14 protein-coding genes and 1 pseudogene are annotated in these 18,207 nt (G+C 70.2%); 8 read left to right on the top strand and 7 right to left on the bottom strand.

Features of this window, described 5'->3' with window-relative positions:
- Window positions 1-11: 11 nt before the first annotated feature.
- Both OV079_RS23575 and OV079_RS23570 read left to right on the top strand, forming a co-directional pair.
- Entirely contained in the window at window positions 12-410 is a 399-nt protein-coding gene (locus tag OV079_RS23575) for a hypothetical protein (RefSeq protein ID WP_267771116.1), read from the top strand.
- Between the two features lie 476 nt (window positions 411-886).
- The gene (locus OV079_RS23570; RefSeq protein ID WP_267771115.1) at window positions 887-2,515 is read left to right on the top strand and encodes a leucine-rich repeat domain-containing protein; all 1,629 of its coding nucleotides are present in this window, start codon (window positions 887-889) and stop codon (window positions 2,513-2,515) included.
- A 427-nt stretch (window positions 2,516-2,942) separates the two neighbouring features.
- Here the strand turns inward: OV079_RS23570 and OV079_RS23565 are convergent, their stop codons facing one another.
- Window positions 2,943-3,821 (bottom strand): hypothetical protein, encoded by an 879-nt coding sequence (locus OV079_RS23565; protein ID WP_267771114.1) that lies wholly within the window; start codon window positions 3,819-3,821, stop codon window positions 2,943-2,945.
- A gap of 756 nt (window positions 3,822-4,577) precedes the next feature.
- On the opposite strand from OV079_RS23565, the gene OV079_RS23560 reads away from it, so the two are divergent.
- On the top strand, window positions 4,578-4,838 hold the full coding sequence (locus OV079_RS23560; RefSeq protein WP_267771113.1) for a hypothetical protein: 261 nt from the start codon (window positions 4,578-4,580) through the stop codon (window positions 4,836-4,838).
- Window positions 4,839-5,034: 196 nt separating this feature from the next.
- On the opposite strand, the pseudogene OV079_RS23550 reads toward OV079_RS23560, so the two are convergent.
- From OV079_RS23550 to OV079_RS23540, 3 genes and pseudogenes are all read right to left on the bottom strand, one after another.
- A pseudogene (locus tag OV079_RS23550) lies at window positions 5,035-6,014 on the bottom strand (cation diffusion facilitator family transporter).
- 259 nt (window positions 6,015-6,273) lie between these two features.
- Window positions 6,274-7,044: an SDR family NAD(P)-dependent oxidoreductase gene (locus OV079_RS23545; RefSeq protein ID WP_267771110.1), complete on the bottom strand. Its 771-nt coding sequence runs from the start codon at window positions 7,042-7,044 to the stop codon at window positions 6,274-6,276.
- Between the two features lie 14 nt (window positions 7,045-7,058).
- Window positions 7,059-8,357, bottom strand: a complete 1,299-nt coding sequence (locus OV079_RS23540; protein WP_267771109.1) for a family 1 glycosylhydrolase — start codon at window positions 8,355-8,357, stop codon at window positions 7,059-7,061.
- Between the two features lie 349 nt (window positions 8,358-8,706).
- Between OV079_RS23540 and OV079_RS23535 the strand changes: the two genes are divergently transcribed.
- A complete protein-coding gene (locus tag OV079_RS23535) occupies window positions 8,707-9,039 on the top strand; it encodes a hypothetical protein (RefSeq protein WP_267771108.1) in 333 nt (110 codons plus the stop codon).
- Between the two features lie 45 nt (window positions 9,040-9,084).
- Here the strand turns inward: OV079_RS23535 and OV079_RS23530 are convergent, their stop codons facing one another.
- Both OV079_RS23530 and OV079_RS23525 read right to left on the bottom strand, forming a co-directional pair.
- Entirely contained in the window at window positions 9,085-11,331 is a 2,247-nt protein-coding gene (locus tag OV079_RS23530) for a toxin-antitoxin system YwqK family antitoxin (protein WP_267771107.1), read from the bottom strand.
- Window positions 11,332-11,607: 276 nt separating this feature from the next.
- A complete protein-coding gene (locus tag OV079_RS23525) occupies window positions 11,608-13,092 on the bottom strand; it encodes an alpha/beta fold hydrolase (RefSeq protein ID WP_267771106.1) in 1,485 nt (494 codons plus the stop codon).
- Window positions 13,093-13,158: 66 nt separating this feature from the next.
- On the opposite strand from OV079_RS23525, the gene OV079_RS23520 reads away from it, so the two are divergent.
- From OV079_RS23520 to OV079_RS23505, 4 genes are all read left to right on the top strand, one after another.
- Window positions 13,159-13,617 carry an Lrp/AsnC family transcriptional regulator gene (locus OV079_RS23520; protein WP_267771105.1) on the top strand — a complete coding sequence of 153 codons (459 nt, stop codon included), beginning with the start codon at window positions 13,159-13,161 and terminating at the stop codon, window positions 13,615-13,617.
- Window positions 13,614-14,234, top strand: a complete 621-nt coding sequence (locus tag OV079_RS23515) for a hypothetical protein (protein WP_267771104.1) — start codon at window positions 13,614-13,616, stop codon at window positions 14,232-14,234. Before OV079_RS23520 ends, OV079_RS23515 begins: the two co-directional genes overlap by 4 nt.
- Before the next feature lie 117 nt (window positions 14,235-14,351).
- Entirely contained in the window at window positions 14,352-14,921 is a 570-nt protein-coding gene (locus OV079_RS23510) for a cysteine hydrolase family protein (RefSeq protein ID WP_267771103.1), read from the top strand.
- A 622-nt stretch (window positions 14,922-15,543) separates the two neighbouring features.
- The gene (locus OV079_RS23505) at window positions 15,544-16,623 is read left to right on the top strand and encodes a multiheme c-type cytochrome (protein WP_267771102.1); all 1,080 of its coding nucleotides are present in this window, start codon (window positions 15,544-15,546) and stop codon (window positions 16,621-16,623) included.
- A gap of 163 nt (window positions 16,624-16,786) precedes the next feature.
- Here OV079_RS23505 and OV079_RS23500 read toward each other — a convergent pair whose 3' ends face one another.
- The gene (locus OV079_RS23500; RefSeq protein WP_267771101.1) at window positions 16,787-18,037 is read right to left on the bottom strand and encodes a cytochrome P450; all 1,251 of its coding nucleotides are present in this window, start codon (window positions 18,035-18,037) and stop codon (window positions 16,787-16,789) included.
- Window positions 18,038-18,207 lie beyond the last annotated feature (170 nt).

The raw sequence follows: 18,207 nt of genomic DNA, 5'->3' as shown, positions 1-18,207 counted from the left end.
CCTCCCGTTCGGTGAAGCACACGAAGGAATCACCATCGTGGCGGCAGACGCCGTCGGAGATCGTCCCGAACCAGAGGTTCCCCGCCCTGTCCTGGTACATCTCGACGATGTACTCGCTGATCTGTCGCGCCGAGTCGGATGCCGGAACTGTCGGCTCATCGACGCGGTGCCCGCCAGGGCGCGAGGCCCCGCTGCCTGCTGCCGGCGTCTGTGCGCGCAGCGAACGCGGATCGTCGGCACAGGCACCGCCGAGCGCGAGCAGTGAGAGTAGGGCGTCGATCGAGGCTGGGTACGATCTCATCGGTGGGCGGCTCTCCGGCGGGGCAAAGGTCGGCAAGGCTGAGGGTCCGAGGATAGTACGTTCGAACCAGGAGATGCTCCATGCTTTTGCACAGGAGCGGACCATCTGAACCTCGGCGCTGACGCGGGCCGCGTTGAAGGGCGGAGCACACGCCGGGTGCGCCCGAAGTCGCTGGTCAGCCAGTCGGCTACGGACCGTGTGTCGCGGCGCCACCACCGGCGAGCGCATCGTCGTCTCCTCATCCTCCTGTCCTCCGAGACAGGCGGACTCCATGACGGTGCGGCGGGCCGAGGATGCGGGCCTGTCGCCAGTGCTCGCGCTGTTGTTCCTCGTGCCGGGCGTCAAACTTCGCGCTGCTGCTCACGCTCCACTGCTGCCGAGCGCGCCGAGGCCGGAGCCGGGCGGCCCTGCTCGGCGTCGCATTCGGGGTGGTGCTCGCCGTGCGCGGCTGGTGCCCCCGCGCCGCCTCGGCGATCCTCGACGAGGTGGCGCGCCGGGGGCACCGTCCCGGCCGACTGGGGTCGACGATCGCTCGTACGCCTCCGTATCGCCGAGCACCGTGCCCCCCTGTGCTACCGTATGCGGATGCGCCTTATCCATGGAGTGATCGGATCCCTGTTGCTGGGCGGGTGTGTTCCAGCGACGGCAGACGACAACGACACGACCGACACGACGGTCGACATCAGCGGATCCGGCTCGACGAGCGACCCGAGCACCCCGGCGACCACCGCGGGCGAACCCACCACCGCTGACTCGACCACCGCTGACTCGACCACCGGCGCCGCCGGTTCCTGTCCCGATGGCGACGTCGTGGTGCACAACCAGGCCGCCCTCGAGGCCCTCGCCGGCTGCACGCACATCACCGGCTCGCTCTTGATCTACGACGACGTGACGTCTCTGGCCCCGCTCGCCGCGCTCACGCGCATCGACGTTAGCCTGGCCATCACGACGGAGGACGGCGGCAAGGCGCCGCCGCTGACGACGCTCACCGGCCTCGAGGGCCTCACGTCGATCGGTGGCTCCCTCCGCCTCGGGCACATGCCGGGACTCACCTCCCTGTTGCCGTTGTCCGGCCTGCAGGAACTGTCCGGTGGGTTCTACTTCAACTTTATGCCGAACCTGAGCTCGCTCGAGGGCCTGCACAATCTCACCGCCGTCGGGAGCATCGGCCTGGTCAGCCTGCCCGCGCTTACCGACCTCGCGGGCCTGCGCAGCGTCGAGGCCACCTTCAGCATCCACCTCCAGCAGGTCGGCATCACCGACCTTCAGGGCCTCGAGGCGCTCACCGAGCTCACTGTCGAGCTCAGCGCCAACGACAACCCGAACCTGCAGAGTCTCGCTGGCCTCGAGGCAGTGGACTGGAACGGCCTTTCGCTGAGCCTGACCGGCAACCCGCTGCTCACCGACCTCGGGGCGCTCACGGGCGTCCAGCAGATGGTCTCGATCAATCTCGTCGAAAACGGCCTCACCGACCTTGTCGGCCTCGAGTCCTTGACGAACGTCGAGATCGACCTCGTCCTCTCGCAGAACCTCGCGCTCGCCGACCTCGGCGCGCTCGCCGAGCTCGAGTCGGTCGACCGGCTGCTGCTCAACTCGCTGCCGATCTCCGACCTCGCGGGCCTCGCCTCGCTGGTCGAGGTCCGCGAACTCTTCGTATGGTCGACCGAGATCGCGACCCTCGGGCCGCTGCCGGCGCTGCAGCAAGTCGGCGACATCGAGCTCCGCTCCAACCCTGTCCTCGTCTCGCTCGCCGGCCTGAGCAGCATCAGCTCGCTAGGCCGGGTCGAGATCTCCGACAACGAAGCACTGCCGACGCTCGGCGAGCTCACCGAGGTGGTCTCGGCCGAGTCGCTGGTGCTCCTGAACAACGCCGCCCTCGTCGACCTCGTCGGCCTCGGTGCGCTCGCCGAGGTCGACGGCCAACTCTACATCCGCGACAACCCGGCCCTCACGTCGGTCGACGGACTCACCGCGCTGACGAAGGTCGGCGACCGCCTGAGCATTCTCTTCAACTCGTCCCTGCCGCAGGCCGACGCCGCCGCCTGGGGCGCGGAGTCGACGTCTCCGGCATCGTCAAGATCGCCGGCAACAAGGACGCGCCAGGCCCCGTCGACCCATGCCCGTGGCCGAACGACGGGGAGTGCGACGAGAAGATCGGCCTCTGCGTCGCCGGCAGCGACATGGAAGACTGCGTGTGATCGATGTCGACGATAGCCTGCGAACCCGACGAGGCCGGTAACGCCGAGCCCCACGCCATGCAGGATAACCGCCGTCCGTCGCCCGGCACACTGCTGCGCGCGGGGTTGAAGATGCTCAGATTGCACCTGTCCTGAAACCGCCCTGCGCGGGCTTGCGCTCTCCTCGAGCCTGGGGTCTGCTTCCGGGTGCTCCGGCGCTAACCCGGACGGGACCCTCACCCGCTGAAACGGCGCAGCATGACACGGCCGAGCCGCCACCGCATGTCGTGCATCACCGCTCGCCCGGCGTCAGGCTGTGCGTCCTCTTGTTCGCCAGCCTCGTTTGACATGTCCTTCAGGACATCCATGCGATCACGAGCCATCGAAGGCCGCGACGAAGACCCGGGTGAATCCATCGATATTCGCGGCCCCGAGTAGATACAGCGAGCCGTCGGCGCCGATCGTCACCCGGGCGCTCGCCAGCGCGTCCGTTGCGCAGGTATGGGACACGCCCGGGTCGCCCGAGGCCTCGACCTTGGCGACCCGCATCTCGCCGAACCAGTCGATGCCGATGGCCAGCTCGCCCGCGCCGTTGGAGGCGAGGTCGACGACCGAATCGTTGATGTCGATTGCGGACCCGGATGCTCCCAGACGACCGTGCCATCTGCGGTGTAGCGCCCGACCGTCGAATTGTTGGTGCCGGAGAACATGGACGCGAACAGCATGTCGCCGCCTGCGAGCCAGCGCGCGTGCGCCCGATTCATCACCCCCTCCGGCTCGTGCGACCACAGCACCGCGGCGTCGGGCGAGAGCTTGACGGCCGAGCCCTTGGCGACACCCGACTGACTGCTCCAGTCGAAACCCGCCATCGTGCCGGCGGTGTCGACATCGAGCACGCTGATCGTCGCGCCGGGCAGCTCCTTGTCGAAGACCAGCGCGCCATCAACATCGTGCTTGATGAGCCGCGTGCGCGGGTCGTCCTCGGAGATCATGCTCAGGACCGTGTCGCCGGTGGAATTCACGGCGAATACGACCGGGGTGGGCTCGGGCGCTCCGAGCTCGCGCTCCCACACGAGCACCCCGTCTCGATCGTACTTGCGGATCCCGGTGGCGGGTTGGCCGCTGTAGCGCACATACGCGATATACCGGCTGTCCTCGGCGTCCACGCCGGCGAAGTGGTGCACCGTCTCCGGATGGGGGCCGACGATCACCGCATCGAGCAGGGCGCCCTCGGCGTCGAGCTCACGCACGACGAAGCCGGGACATTCGGGCCCGGCGATCAGCACGTGGCCGCGCGAGTCGACCGCCAGATCACTATAGGAGGCGGTCGTGCTGGTCGACACGTAGATCCAGCGTGCGCCTGGGCAGGCAAACTCGACCGGGTCCGGTATCGGCTCTCCGGTGCTTTCACCACTCGGAGCCCAGAGCGGCGAGAAACCCTGCTCCGGCCATCCCTCGCACTCGCCAGGACCGCCGCTCTCCGTCGGCTGGTCGGGTTCTCCATCCGTCCAAGTCGCCTCACTGTCCGAGGTCGAGGTCGAGGTCGAGGTCGAGGTCGAGTCGGACGGCCCGCCCGTCGTCGCGTCGGTCGTCGAGCCTCCTGACGGACCCTCGGTGACGAAGAGCGGGGATTCCACGTTGCACTGGCAGAGGAGCAGCATGGCGAGTGTAGAAGTCGAACGCATGAACTACGCGCCGAGCAAGAAGCGCGCCGGACGAGAATCGAGAGCAGTGTCACCCGCGCAGCGGACCGCATGTCAACGCTCACGACAGGCGTGTCGGGCGCCGGTGCGAAGTAGCGGACCATGTGGAAACACATTCGAACCGCTCGACCGCTTGCGCGACGCGGTCGGCCGTGAGCGCGCCGCCTTCGGCTTCCCGGCGATCCGGCGGAGAGTTCGCGCGGCAGGTCCTTCCGCGAAGGTGACGGCATTCACCTCCGTCACGCGCGGCCGATCACAGGCGCACGTCAGGAGAACCTAGCGAAATAGTTAGGAAAAACGTGACCTGTTTTAAAGATAATTCGATCGAGTCAGCGACGGCCCTCGGCGAGTTGCGAGCCCGGCGCTCACCCACATCCTGATCGGTGGAGGTCGCGCATGAAATCGCTCCATTACGCGTTGCTCGGGACGCTCCTCGTTTCGCTCGGCATCGGTTGCAGCAAGCCCTCGGCGGCGGACGAGCGCGTCGCTTCCACGCGCCGCGAGGCTCGTCGGGGCGACGGCGCGAGCCAGGACGACCGAAGCGGCGCCGAGAAGGGCACCCGGCACCGGACCTTGCACTGGTTGTGGGTCCAGGACGATCACGACGACCGTGACGCGAACGATGACGGCGAGAACGACGAGGGCGACAAGGAGTGACGGCGGGCGATCGCCGGCGTCGCCAGTCGGGCTGGACTCGCGGCCGCGAGGCCTCTACTGACCAGACCCAGTCGTCGAGGACGACCCGCGAGTCGTAGATGCCGTCGCCGGTGTCCCAGAGGGCGAACCATGAGCTGGCCGCGCGTGAAGTTTGCCGGCCATCTTCAGCCAGCCGGCGCCGCCGCCGGTGGTGTCGTCATGACTGCAGCTCCCTGCCCGACGCGGCTTCGGGGCCGAACAGCCGGTCGTGCGCCTGCGCGAACGCCTTCGGGGTCTCGGGCTTGATGAACAGGGCCGTGACCTCGGGGTGGGCGGCTCGTACCTTGGCCTCGATCGTGGCGACGGCGTCCTCGACCACGGGCACACGCAGATCGTCCTCGAACTCGAGGCTCAGGGCGACGAAGATTTGATCGGGCGCGAGCTGACTCGTCAAGGCGCCGTTGGCGGCCGCACTGCCGGATGGGCGGCGGCGATCGCCAGCACCGCTTCGACGACCCGGGGCTCGGCGCGCTCGCCGATGAGCAGCTCCTTGCTCTCGCGGGCGAGCACGACGGCGACGACCGCGAGCACGACGCCGATGAGGATCGAGGCGAGACCGTCCACGCGTGGATCGCCGAGGGCGACGCTACCGGCGACGCCGCAGAAGGCGATCAGCAGGCCGACGAGGGCCGCGCTGTCCTCGAACAGGACCATGAAGGTCGGCGGGTCCTTGCTCCGGCGCACCGCCTCGAGATAACCGAGCTCGCCTTTCACCACGCGGAACTGGCGGAAGGCGACCGTCCAGGAGCCGACCTCGAACAATGCCGACAGCGCGAGGACGATGTAGTTGATGCGCGGGTCGGTGATCGGCTCCGGGTTCAGGATGTGGACGATCCCCTCGTACATCGACACCCCCGCGCCCAGCGCGAAGATCAGCAACGCGACAATGAAGCTCCAGAAATAGAGCTCGCGCCCGTAGCCGAACGGATGCATCGGATCGGGCCGTCGCGCCGCGCGGGCGAGGCCGTAGAACAGCAGGACCTCGTTGCCGGTGTCGACGAGCGAATGGATCCCCTCCGTCAGCATCGACGAGCTGCCCGTCCACCACGCCGCGGCCAACTTCGTCAGCGCGACGAGGAGGTTGCCGGCGAGCGCGGCGAAGATGGCCCGCCGTCGCCCCTCGGCGGCGATCTTCATGCTGGTGCGGGGCGGACTCACTCGCTTGACGTGATCCGCGTGGCCCGCGTCGTCAACCGCGTTCCGACCCATTCGCAGGACGCGGGCGTACGTGGCGGCCCAGCGAGCTCAGCTCGCGCTCTGGCTTCGATGCGAACGGCGGTGGCGCTGTCGCCTACGGTACGGCTCGGTCCGGCGGCTCGTCGCAGTCGCGCCTGGGAGGCGGCCGGAGGACGCGGCCGACGGCGGACGCGCCGGACCGCGCGACTCGCCGGGAGCGTCACAGGCGGGCGAGTCGGCCGCCGTCCACGACCATCGCGGTGCCCTGCACGAACGCGGCCTCCGGCGCGGCCAGGAAGGCGATCGCCGCCGCGACGTCCTCGGGGTGGCCGACCTCGGAGCGATCGATCCGCTCGACGCCCGACTTCACGTTGGGGTTCTCCCACAGCATCGGCGTGTCAATCGCCCCGGGCAGCACCGCGTTGACGCGGATGCCCCGCGGCTTGCCCTCGATCGCGGCGCTGCGGGTCAGCGAGACCAGAGCCGCCTTGGCCGCGGCGTACGGGGCGACGTGGGGCTCGGTCTCGCGGGCGTGGATGCTCGAGACGTTGACGATGGCCCCGCCGGCGTGCATGTGCAACAGGCCCTGGCGAATGAACAGGAACGCGCCCATCAAGTCGACGCCGAGGACCCGGGCCCAGTCGGCGCCGGTGAGGTCGATGAACGGCTCGAAGGTCATCAGGCCGGCGTTGTTGACGATCACGTCGACGGCGCCGAAGCGGTCCAGCGCTCGCCGCATGCAGGCCTCGACCTGATCGTCCCGGCTGACGTCGCAGGCGACGCCGAGCGCTTCCGCGGCGCCGGCGGCGACGAGCGCCCGTGCGGCCGAATCGGCGGCCTCGCCGTGCAAGTCGGCGAGCACCAGCCTCGCCCCCTCGGCGGCGAGGCGGCGGGCGGCGGCGAGGCCGATGCCGCTCGCGCCGCCGGTCACGATCGCTGTCTTGCCGGCGAAGCGGCGGCACGAGGTGGGTGTTTCGGCGGTGTTCGGCATGGTCGGCTCCCGGCTCAAGATTGGTCGTTCGACGGCGCCTTCTGGTAGCGCCGCTCGCGGCTGCGCGCGCCGGCGACGAGCTGCCGCGTCGCAGTGTCGTCGTGCTCGCTCGGAGGGCGTATGGGCAGGCCGAGCACGACGCTCTGGGTCGGCAGGACCTCGCGCCACTCGGTGATCAGCTGCCGGTAGACCTCGGCGACCGCGCGGGGCTTTCGGTCGAGGTCGTAGAGGCCGAGCGGGTTGGCGCGCCCGTTGTCCTCGCGCAGCGCGGTGTCCCAGTCGACCTGGTCGACGAGCGAGTACCAGGTGAAGCCGACGATCGGCAGGCCGTCGTTGCGGACGCGCAGGACGTTGGCCCACTCCTTCCGCAGCCAGCGGACCGCCTCGTTCTTGCCCGGGCCCTCCATCAGGTTGGTCTCCGTGTGCATGATGGGCAGGCGATAGCGCGCGTAGTACTGATTGGTGATCACCGCGTAGCCGAAGATCTCGCCGGACGCCTCGGTGGTGCCGTCGGGATGGACGAGGTGCTCGTTGGTCGAATAATAGTCGTTCCCCATGACGCAGTGGTGCTTGAGCCGACCGGCGAGGAAGAAGTGGTATTCGTCGCGCGTGAGGCCGTTGTCGAGCAGATACTCGTACATCGTCGAATTGACGCGGTGCCCGTAATTCAGGTCGAGCGACAGGAACCGCACCGCGTTGAGCGTCTCCGCCGGGCGGATCGCGGCCGGGTTCTGCGCGTGGTTGTACTCGCTGGATTCGCTCTGGATGAAGATGGCGTCGGGCCGCACCTCGAGGATCCGCCCCATCGCCAGCACGTTGGCCTTGACGATGTGTTTGAGCGCGGTCACGAACGCGCGGTCCGTCTTGAGCTGTTCGTTCCACCAGCCGTACTTGGCCGAGAACAGCGCGCAGATATACATCTCGTTGATGGGCGTGTAGAGCTGGATCCACGGGAAACGCTCGGCGAAGGCGCGGGCGTAGTCGGCGAACAGCGCCGGAAAGTCGGGGTTCTGATAGTCCCCGATCCAGTCGGGCACGCCGAAGTGGCAGAGGTCGGTGATCGGGACGATGTCTCGCCGCCGGAGCTCGGCGAACGTCTCGTCGGCGAAGTCCCAGTCGTACCGGTCGGGCCCGAGCCAGGTCCGATAGATCGGCGGGCCGTACCGCAAGTAGCGGATCTCGCACTCCTCCACGAGGTCGAAGTCGCGGCGCCACTGGTCGTAATGGCGGCACTTCTCCATCTCGTCGACGCGTCGGCCGGAGACGGTCGGACAGCTGTTCTCGATGCCCGTGGCGAACATGAAGTAGATCATGGCGAGGAGCCGCTCGCGGTTTTGGCCGGGATCCAGGCCCGAGCAACACCGGAGCGCGCTCGACTGCATGCGCGCGGGAAGAAGAGCGAGCGCACGAGAGGCGCGCGGCGGGCCCGGCATTCCCGGCGAAAACATCCGCTGCCGGCGCCGCCGGCGGGGCAGCATGCAGCGACGAGCTCCGAGCCGCTCGCCAGACGGCCGGGCGACGGGGCGGCAGCGCAGCCGCCCTCGTCGGTCCGAATCGGACGCCCGACCGTCGACGGGACCGCGGGTGCGTGGGCTCGGGCCACGACTCGTGGCCGGTGCGAATGAATGGCGGGATACCAGCCGGTCGTGATAGGTAGGTCCGATGCAGCACGCCGCCACGTCGGTCCTGTACGAGCCCGCCGGCGACACTCTGCGCGTCCGCGGGGCCGAGGTGCGCTCGCCGGCGCCGGCGATGCGCGACGTGTCCCTCGCGCTCGACGCCGCCGGCTATCTGGTAGCGATCCGCTTCGAAGACGCGCCGGCGCGACCGGCCATCGCCGTGGGCCCGCCGTCGGCGGTGGCGTCGTGGGTCGGGGCGCGCGTGCTGGCGATGGAGAGCGGGGAGCTGTTGATCACGATGGCCGCGAAGCGAGTCCGCGGCCACGAGCGCAACCCTTACGTGCCGTGGGGTGTGTACCCCGGGCCGCCCACCTGACCGGGGACGATCGCGTGGGTCGTGAAGCCCACGACGGCGACGGCGCTACGCGATGCCGGCGCGGGCCAGCTCGCGCAGCCGGAAGCTGTCCCACGGCAGCGCGTGCCTGCGGAAGATCTCGCCGTGATTGACGAAGCCGGGGTGCTCGTCGACGAGGTCGGCGGCGATCCGCAGCGCCTTGCGGTGCAGCGGCGAGAGCTCCTGGCCGGCGCCCGCGGGGAACAGGGTGGCGAACAGGATGTCGAGGTCGGTGGCCTGATCGAGGAGGCCGCGCGTCGGCAGGCGATCGAGCATGGCGTCGATGTGCTCGAGCCGCACTTCGTGGGGGATCGCGCGCATCAGCATCGACGGGATGTCGTCGCCGAGGAAGCCGATCACCGGGCGCCACGCGGGGAACAGCCGGTCCTGCTCCGCGGGGTGCAGGATGTAATGGACGAGCAGGGCGTCGACGGCAGGGTCGCGGGGGGCGTCGTCGTTGCCGCTCAGGCGGACGAGCAGGCCGAGGACGACCTTGAGGCCGGGGTCCGGCTCGCCGTCGAAGACGCGGCGCAGGTGCTGGACCGTGTCGGCCCGCTGCTCCGCCGTCAGGCCGCGGCACGCCACGAGGGCGCACGCCGCGTAGGCGCGGGTCTCGAGCGAGGCGCCGGCGTCGCCCAGGCGCGCGCGCAAGGCCGCGGGCTCACCGAGCTGCGCCAAGAGATGCATCACCGCGCGACCGTCGGCGTCGTCCGCGGTGCGCACGAAGTCGGCGAGCTCGGGCAGCACCGCCCGCGCGGCCGCCACGACGTCGGCGAAGCGCCGCTCGTCCTCGTGCGCCAGCGCCGGCAAGCAGACGATGTCGGCGAGGTCCTTGACCGCGCGGCGACGGGGCGCCTGTCCGGTCACGACGGGCAGGACTCGCGCGAGGGTCTCGGCGACCGCGTAGGTGGCCGCGAAGACGCAGTCTTGCTGCTCGATCCGTCCCCACAGGAGCGCGTGCGCTCGCTCGGCGGCCGCGGCGTCGTCGCCCAGCAAGGTGACGAGCAACTTATCGATCGCGGGATCGTCGCCCGCGGCGCGGATGCTGGTCCAGTCGACGCGTCCGAGGATCGGGGCGAGCGCGTCGGGGACGGGCTGCGCGGCCAGGAACTCGGCGAAGCGGTGCTCTTCGAGGGCGGCGAGGAACCGCTCGGTCACCACCTGCCAGTCGCGCTTGGTGCGGTCGGCCTCGTAGTGGGCGAAGCCGGGCAGGAAGCGGCCCCAGTGGCCGTATTCGTTGCGGTCGGCCTCGTCGTCGATCGGCAAGATCCGGGGCGTGTCGCCGAGGTGGAGGCGCAGCTCGCCCTTGCCTTCGCCGAGCGAGCGGTAGTCCACCAGGAGCGCGCCGTCTTCGCCGTAGTACGCGACCTTCTGCGGCGGCACCTCGGGCGCGTCGCCGTCCCAGATGGCCTCGAACACCAGCTGGCCGTCGTCGTAGCGGCGGACGTGGCCGGCGCTCACTCTCTCCATGCGCACGGAGTAGCGGCGGACGCCGTCTTCGTCGTAGAGCGTCTCTTCGCGATCCTGGTCGCCGTCGCGGTAGATCGTGCTCGAGCGCAGGACCGGCTCGCCGCCCTCGCGCCGGCGGAAGAAGCTCTGGACCCGCTCGGCGCCGCGCTGCTCGACGAGGCTCCACAGCGCGCCGTTCTTGTACTGCTCGCGGCGCAGCGGCTTCTCGTCGCCGGCCTCGTCGTATTGATGGCGCTCCTGCAGGACGCCGTTGCGATCCCACACCGCGTAAGCGCCACGACGGCGGGCGTTGTCGAGCGAGCGCGACTGCGACACCCACGAGCGATCGCCGTTGGCGAGGAAGGCGTTGTCGGGCAGGTCCTCGGGGATCGGCGGGAACGGGGCGCCGCCCTGGGTGATGCGGGCGCCGGCGGCATCGAACAGCCGCTCGTCGACGACCCATCCGTCGTCGTCGATCGTCATCTCGTAGGCGCGCGCGGCCGGGGTGCCGCGGACGGGCCAGTGGCTGTGCTCAGGACTGTCGCCCTCGATCCGGGTCCAGCGCGGGCGGCCGACCCAGAGGTCGCGCACCAGATCTTTCGCGCCGCTCTGCGCGACGCTCCCGTCAGGGTGGAAGCGCCGGTAGGTCAGACGCGTGCGACCGTCGCCCCACGTCTCCTCGCACTCCTTGCTGCCGTCCGGACGCCAGTAGGTCCACACCCCGATCTTCCGGGCCTCGGCGTCGCGCTCGCCCATCTGCCACAGCTGGTCGTCGTCGGCGAAGGTCGCGGTTTCGGGGACGGACGTGGGGCGGGGGGCCGACATGGCGGGGGTTCTAAACCGGCAGCGGGCACCGCGACAAGCGCCGCGATCGTGACGCGCGCGACCACGGTCCCTCGCGGGGCTTCCCCGAGCCGTATTCCTGCGCTCGCCATGAGCGGACCCCGGGACGGAAAGGAGGGAGGATCCGCCCGGCCCGCGGACCCCCGGGCATGCGGAGATGGTTCTTCAGGACATGAGCCTAACGACATGTCGAAAAGAACATGTCGTGAGGGACAATGTCGGCACCCGCGCGCCCGGCCGTGAGATCTGCGGAGGTTCTCAGCGGCGCGCGGGCGGCGGGAACGTCGGCGTCACGAAGGTCGGTGCCGGCAGCGAGATCTCGGCCGGCAGCTTGGCGGTCGCGCCCGAGCGATAGAACTCGAGGATCGCGTCGAACACCTCGGGTTGGTGGCGGGTCATCCGGGTCAGCTGCTCGTGCACGCCGCGGTGCACGATCATCACGCGGCCGCGCGGGAAGTAGGGCGCGATCTGCAGCATGTTCTCGACCGGCGTCGAGGTGTCCCAGTCGCCGTTGACGAACAGCACCGGGACCTCGCTCGGCGCCGGGGCGCGCAGCGCGTCGCCGAAGTCGGGGGTCGGCCAGGCCGGGCGCGAGCTCTCGTACGGTTCGAAGCTCCACGTGCCGAGGTAGTGCGTCGCCGGATCGGTGTGCAGGCGGTGTGATCGCGTCGCGCTGACGCCGAGCCCCGAATCGATCAGCGGCAGGATCACCGAGGAGAACTTCGACCTGCGGCGACGCGCCAGCTCCTCTCGCGCCCACGCCTCGTAGTGGCCGTGATACAGCGACAGGATGAACGCCGGCCACGCGTCGGCGTCGTCGGGCAGCAGCGCGTTCTGCAGGTCAGCGAGGCCGAGCACCACCGATTCGGTCTTGCCGGTCTCGGGGACGCGGACCTTCACGGTGACGGGAGCGCGGGCGAACCGGTCGCGCAGCTCGCGGACCGCGGCCATCAATCCGCCGGGCGGCAGGTACGGCTGCAGGTTCGGCGCGCGGTCGCCGTCGAAGGCGATCCGCTGCAGCGCGGCGAACAGGTGCGACGGCATGTCGATGCCGTCGTCGAGCGGCTCGACGCCGTACAGCACGGCGCGCTCGACGATCTCCGGGTGCAGCCGCAGGACCGCGAAGCTCCACTGCGAGCCGAAGCTGCCGCCGAGCAGGTTGAGCTTGGCGTAGCCGAGGGCGCGGCGCAGCTCGGCGACGTCCTCGACGCACTCGCGCACGTGGTAGCCGGACAGATCGTGGTCGGGGTTGGCGGCGATCGCCGCGGCCGCGAAGGCGCGATAGGCCGCGCTCTCGGCCTCGACCGAGCTCGGGCGATCGAGCGGCGCGGGCACGGCATCGGGCGCGCGCAGGGTGGTGCCGCGGCGCGAGAACCCGCGCTGATCGAGCACGATGACGTCGGCGACGGCGCTGTAGCGGCGGAAGTTCTCGAGCCGGCGGCGGGAGTTCTCGTCGGTCTCGGTGAACGCGTCGAGGTAGCTGTTGCCCGGCCCGCCGGGCAAGAAGACGATGGGCGCCGCGCGGGTCGGACGCGCGGCCTGCAGCCGCGCGAAGCCGACGTCGATCACGCGGCTGTTCGATGCGGCGCGATTCTCGAGCACGTGCAGGGTGCCGAGTTCGAACTGGACCTTCTCGCCGGCGGCGGTGGTCACCGCCGCCGGTTCGAGCGAGACCGTCCCGGCCCGGGGCGCCGGGGGCGAGGCGAGGGCGAGCAGACCGGCAAAAAGTCGGACAAGCAGCATCGAGACCGAAGAATATTCTCGAACTACCCGATATTCTATCGAATAGAATTCGAAACGGAGCCGCGAATGCCCACCCTCGACCGAATTGATCGCGCCCTGCTCGGCCTCCTGCAGAAGGATGCTCGGATGTCCAACAAGGAGCTGGCCGCGAGCGTCGGCCTGGCGCCGTCGTCGTGCCTGGCGCGCGTGCGCCGGCTCGAGGCCGAGGGCGTGATCACGGGCTACCGCACCGAGCTCGCGCCGCGCTCGCTGGGCCTCGACCTGCAGGCCCTGATCGCGGTCCAGCTCCGCCTCCACGTCGGCGAGGCGTTCAACAGCATCGGCGATCACCTGCGCTCGCTGCCCGAAACGGTCGCGGTGTATTGCCTCGGCGGCGCGACCGATTTCCTCGTCCACGTCGCGTGCCGCGACACCGAGCACCTGCGCGTCCTCACCATCCGCTCGTTCACGAGCCGCCCCGAGGTGAGCCGGATCGAGACGTCGCTGGTGTTCTCGTTCTCGCGCTCGAACCTGGCGGTCGAATGAGCGGGGAGGGGGTGACGCGACATCTTTGGGGGGCGGTCGAGGCCGTCGGATCATGCACAAACTCACCGGCTCGCTCGGCCGTCCTGGAGGCCGCTGCGCTACCCTGGAGGCGCATGCACGACTTTGTGGCTCTGCTCGGGCTCGTCCTCGCCGCGTCGCTCTCCTGCGCTGCCAAACAGAGCGTCGCGCCGGCGCTAGCGATGAGCGTCGCGCCGGCGCCCGCGATGAGCGGCGGGGAGCAGCGCCCGCTCGAAGTGGCCATCGAGTTCACACCGACGGCGATCCACGGGGCCTTCCACAACAACACCGAATCGGACCTCGAGATCCGCACCTCGGTGCGGATCGTCGGCGACGACTGGCAAGACGCCGTGCCGCCGATCTCCGGTCCGACCGTCACCGCCAGGGCAGGCGCCTCCAGCCCCCGGTGGTCGATCGCGCTGCCGCCCTTGCGCGACGGGTATCATGAGATCATGCTCCGGACGGAGCCGACCAATGGCGAGCCCGTCGAGGCCGACGTCAATGGCTACTTCCAGGTCGAGCGCGGCGTCACCACGGTGATTGACTTCGCAGAATGGTATCACGCGACCGGCGGCGGCCCGATCGGTTCAGGTCCATGATCGATCGACCTGCGCTCCGGGTTGCGACCTCTGGCTCCGTCGCTGGGCCGGTGCCGGTGGCCGCCGCTTCGCTGCGATGCGGTTGACGGTGGGCCGCCCTCTGGAGAAGCTCGCGCCGTGAGCAGCGCGCTGATCGTCGGCGACCTCCAGGCCGGGATTCTCGACAACTACCCGTTCACGCGGGCCGTGGTGCCGCCGGTGGCCGAATTGCTGCCGCGAGCCCGGGCGGCCGGCGTGCTGGTCGTGTTCGTGCGCACCGCGTTTCGGGCCAACGGCGCGGATCTGGCGGGTGAGGTCTTCGCGGCCTTCCACCGCGCCGGTGACTTCTTCCACGAGGGGTCGCCGGGGACGGAGGTCGCGCTGGAGGTCACCGCGGACGACGTGGTCGTGCTCAAGCGGCGCACGAGCGCGTTCGCGGGGACGGATCTCGATCTGGTGCTGCGCGCCCGCGGCGTCGACTCGCTCGCGCTCTGCGGGGTAGCGACGAGTGCCATGGTCGCGGCCACGCTGTACGACGCGTCGGACCGGGGCTACGGGCTGACCGTGCTCCGCGACGGATGCGCGGACCAGGACCCGGCGGTCCATGAGCTCCTGGTCGACACGGTCTTTCGCGGCAGGGGCGCGGAGATCCTGACATGCGCGGAGTGGCCTGCTCGAATCCGCGGGGCGCGTGCCGCTCCCCGCTGAACGCCTCGACCTCGCGGCGAGCCGGCGCCACGCCGCCGCGCGCCTGCGCTTCCGCGCTCCCTGTCGACGCTTCTGCTTCCGCCGCTCCGGGGCTTTCTTCAGCGAATCCGACGCTCGAGACGCGAGACGCTCGACGGGCGGCGGCCGCGAGGCAGGCGCGCCTCGAGCGCGCTGGAGCGTCCACGGGCGCAGTTCCGACGCGGTGCAGCCGGCGGCTCCGCCGAGCTCGGCCGGCGCCCGGCGCAGACGTACGGCGCCGCTGGCGGCCCCGAACCGTGAACGGCCGTTCGTGGGTACGCGGAGCACCTGGGCTTACGAATCGGTGCTCATGACATTTTAAAAAATGGGGGGCGCGCCTTCACGCCCTCGACGCTCTCGGGTCCCGACGGGCGTGCCATTCGCTGGACCCGTGCGCCGCCTCTTCGTCGAACATGGTTGCGAAGACATGCCGTCTCTTCGGACATGTCCCTAGAGACATCCATCGCATACGGGCGAATGGCGCGCCGTGTCACCCCTCACCGGCGCATGGCGCGTCCGTTGCCCGGCAATGCGCGGGTGATACATCTGCCGCGCAACATCCTGGCGACTCGACGTCGAGATCGGCCTCGAGCCCGAGGGACGCATGAAAACGCTCCACACGATCCTGACCCTGGTTCTGTTCGCCTGCGGCGGCGGCGGCAGCCCGAGCGACTCGGACGAGTTCCTGTCGGACGCGCTGTCGATGCCCCGGGAGCCCACCGTCGCCCTCGACGGCTTCGCCTCGGCGGAGCAGTGCGGGCTGTGCCACGAGGCCCACTACCGCGAATGGAGCACGTCGGGTCACGCCTATGCCATGAGCGATCCGGTGTTCCGGGCGTTCGTCGCCGTCCGCCAGGAGCACTACGGCGGCAAGCAGGACATGTTCTGCCTGCAGTGTCACAGCCCGATCGGCACCCGCGGCGGCGAGATCGTCCCGGGCTTCGACTTCGCCGAGCTGCAGCCGATCACGCTCGAGGGCGTGACCTGCGAGAGCTGCCACAAGGTCGCGTCCCTGGCTCGACCCTACAACAGCGGCCACGTGCTCGAGCCGGGCGGGCCGATGCGCGGCACCATCGCCGAGCCGGCCGTCAGCGCGGCTCACGAGTCGTCGGTGCGGGCGGACGTGAAGCGGCTGCTCGCCGGGGCGGCGCGGGTCGACATCGCGACGGTTGCCACGTCCGTCCGCGCCGGCGACGTCGTCGACCTGCTCGTCACGGTCGAGAACAATATCTCCGGTCACAACTTCCCCACCGGGTCGACCTTCAATCGGCAGGCCTGGATCGAGGTCGTCGTCCGCGACGGCGACGACCGAATCGTGTTCGCGACCGGGACGCTCGACGCGAGCGGCGAGCCGCGCGGCTCGTCTCGCGCGGGGCCGGGAGAGGGCGAGATCCTGCGGCTCGGCTCGATCCTCGTCGACGCGCGCGGCGAGCCGGTGCTGTTCCCCTGGCGCGCGACCGAGCACGTCTCGAACGCGCTGGGGCCGCTGGGCGAGCGGGTGTTCCGGCTCCGCGTACCGACGACGCGCGCCGCCCGGGGGCCGCTCTCGGCCGAGGCGCGCGTCCTGTTCCGCGCCTTCTCCCCGACCGCGCTGCGGGCCCTCGGCCTCGACGAGTACGTCACCAGGCTCGAGATCCACGAGGTCTCGCGCGACCGCACCAGCGTCGAGCTCCGTCCGCCATGACGAGGCGCGCCATGATTGGCCGTGCGCCGCCGTCGCGACTCTCATGATTGCGCAAGCACGGTCGCGCGCGCCGCCGCCGTCCAGTTGCTTCGTGAGAGGTCGACGGCGAGCGCGCAAATCCGCTTGGGTAGCTTGCTATCATTCGTCGCTGACGGCCGCGCGGTCACGCGTTCGTATCGCGGGGCGCGGCGTCCCACGCGAGCGGAAGGCGCTCGTATCCTCGCAGCAGGATGAACACGCGGCGCTCGGCCGGCCGGGTCGGGTGGAGGCGGACGCCGGGGAGGCGCGCGAGCAGGCGTTCGAATGCGATGCGGCCCTCGAGGCGCGCGAGGGCGTGGCCGACGCAGTAATGAATGCCCTTCGAGAACGCGAGGTGCGGGGTCGCGGGGCGGCGGCGGATGTCGAACACGCCGGGGTCGGGGTACGCCTCCTCGTCGCGGTTCGCCGAGCCGTACAGCAGGAACAGCCGCGCGCCGGCCGGCAGCGCGACGCCTGCGAGCGTGCTGTCGACGGTCACGCGGCGAAACATCCCGCGCACGGGCGCCTCCATGCGCAAGACCTCGTCGACCGCGTCGGGGATGAGCGACGAATCGGCGCGGAGGGCCGCGAGCTGCTCGGGGTGGGCGATGAGCAGCGTCATGCCGTGGCCGATCATGTCGGTGGTCGTCTCGTGGCCCGCGGCGAGCAGGTCGATCGCGTTGGAGACCGCCTCCTGCATCGTCAGCGGGGCCGTGCCGCCGATGTCGATCGGCGCGAGCAGGGTCAGCAGGTCGCCGCGCGGCTCACGGACCCGGGCCTCGATGTGCGCGCCGAAGTAGCGCTGCAGGTCGACGAACTCGCGGGCGCACTCGGCCAGCAGCGCCGGCGGGGCGGCGCCCGCGAGCAGGATCTGCTTCGCGTTCGAGCCGCTCCTGAGCCGCGGCAGATCGGAGCGCGGGACCCCGAGGAGCTCGCCGATCACGGTGCCGGGCAGCGGGAACGCGAAGCGCTCGATCAGGTCGACCTCGCCGTCGTGCACGAACCCGTCGATCAGCTCGTCGGCGATCGCACGCACCTTCGGCTCGAGCGCCGCGACCCGCTGCGGCGACAGGGCTTTATTGAAGACGTTGCGCACGCGCGTGTGGTCGGGCGGGTCGCTCTGGACCAGCGACTGGAACTCCAGATAACCGGTGCGCAGGATGTCCATCACCTCGTCCGGGAACACCGCCGAGGACTCGAGGGCGTTGGCCGAGGAGAACCGCTCGGTGTCGCGGGTGACCGCGGCGATGTCGGCGTGGCGGGTCACGACATAAGCCCCCAGGCTCTCGGCGAAGAACACCGGCCGCTCGCGGCGCGCCCGCGCGTACAGGGGATACGGATCGTCGACCTGATCCGGCGCCATGGGATTGAAGGCTGTGCTGAGATCCGTGGCCATGCGGGCAGACTACCCTCCGGCGATGCGTCGAGGGAATGCGCGGACCTGCGCGGTCCGCCGGCGAAGTAGGGCACAGGGATGCGCGGGACGATCGCGCGAAGTGGCCTCCACCGCGTCGCTCGCCCGTGCGAATGACGCGGGGCCAGCCTCGCTCGATCGGAGGGGCGTGG

It is taken from the genome of Nannocystis pusilla (assembly GCF_026626665.1).
GTDB classification, from domain to species: domain Bacteria; phylum Myxococcota_A; class Polyangia; order Nannocystales; family Nannocystaceae; genus Nannocystis; species Nannocystis pusilla.
Note: the sequence above shows the minus strand (reverse complement) of the source record. Positions and strands in the feature narration are given on the sequence as shown.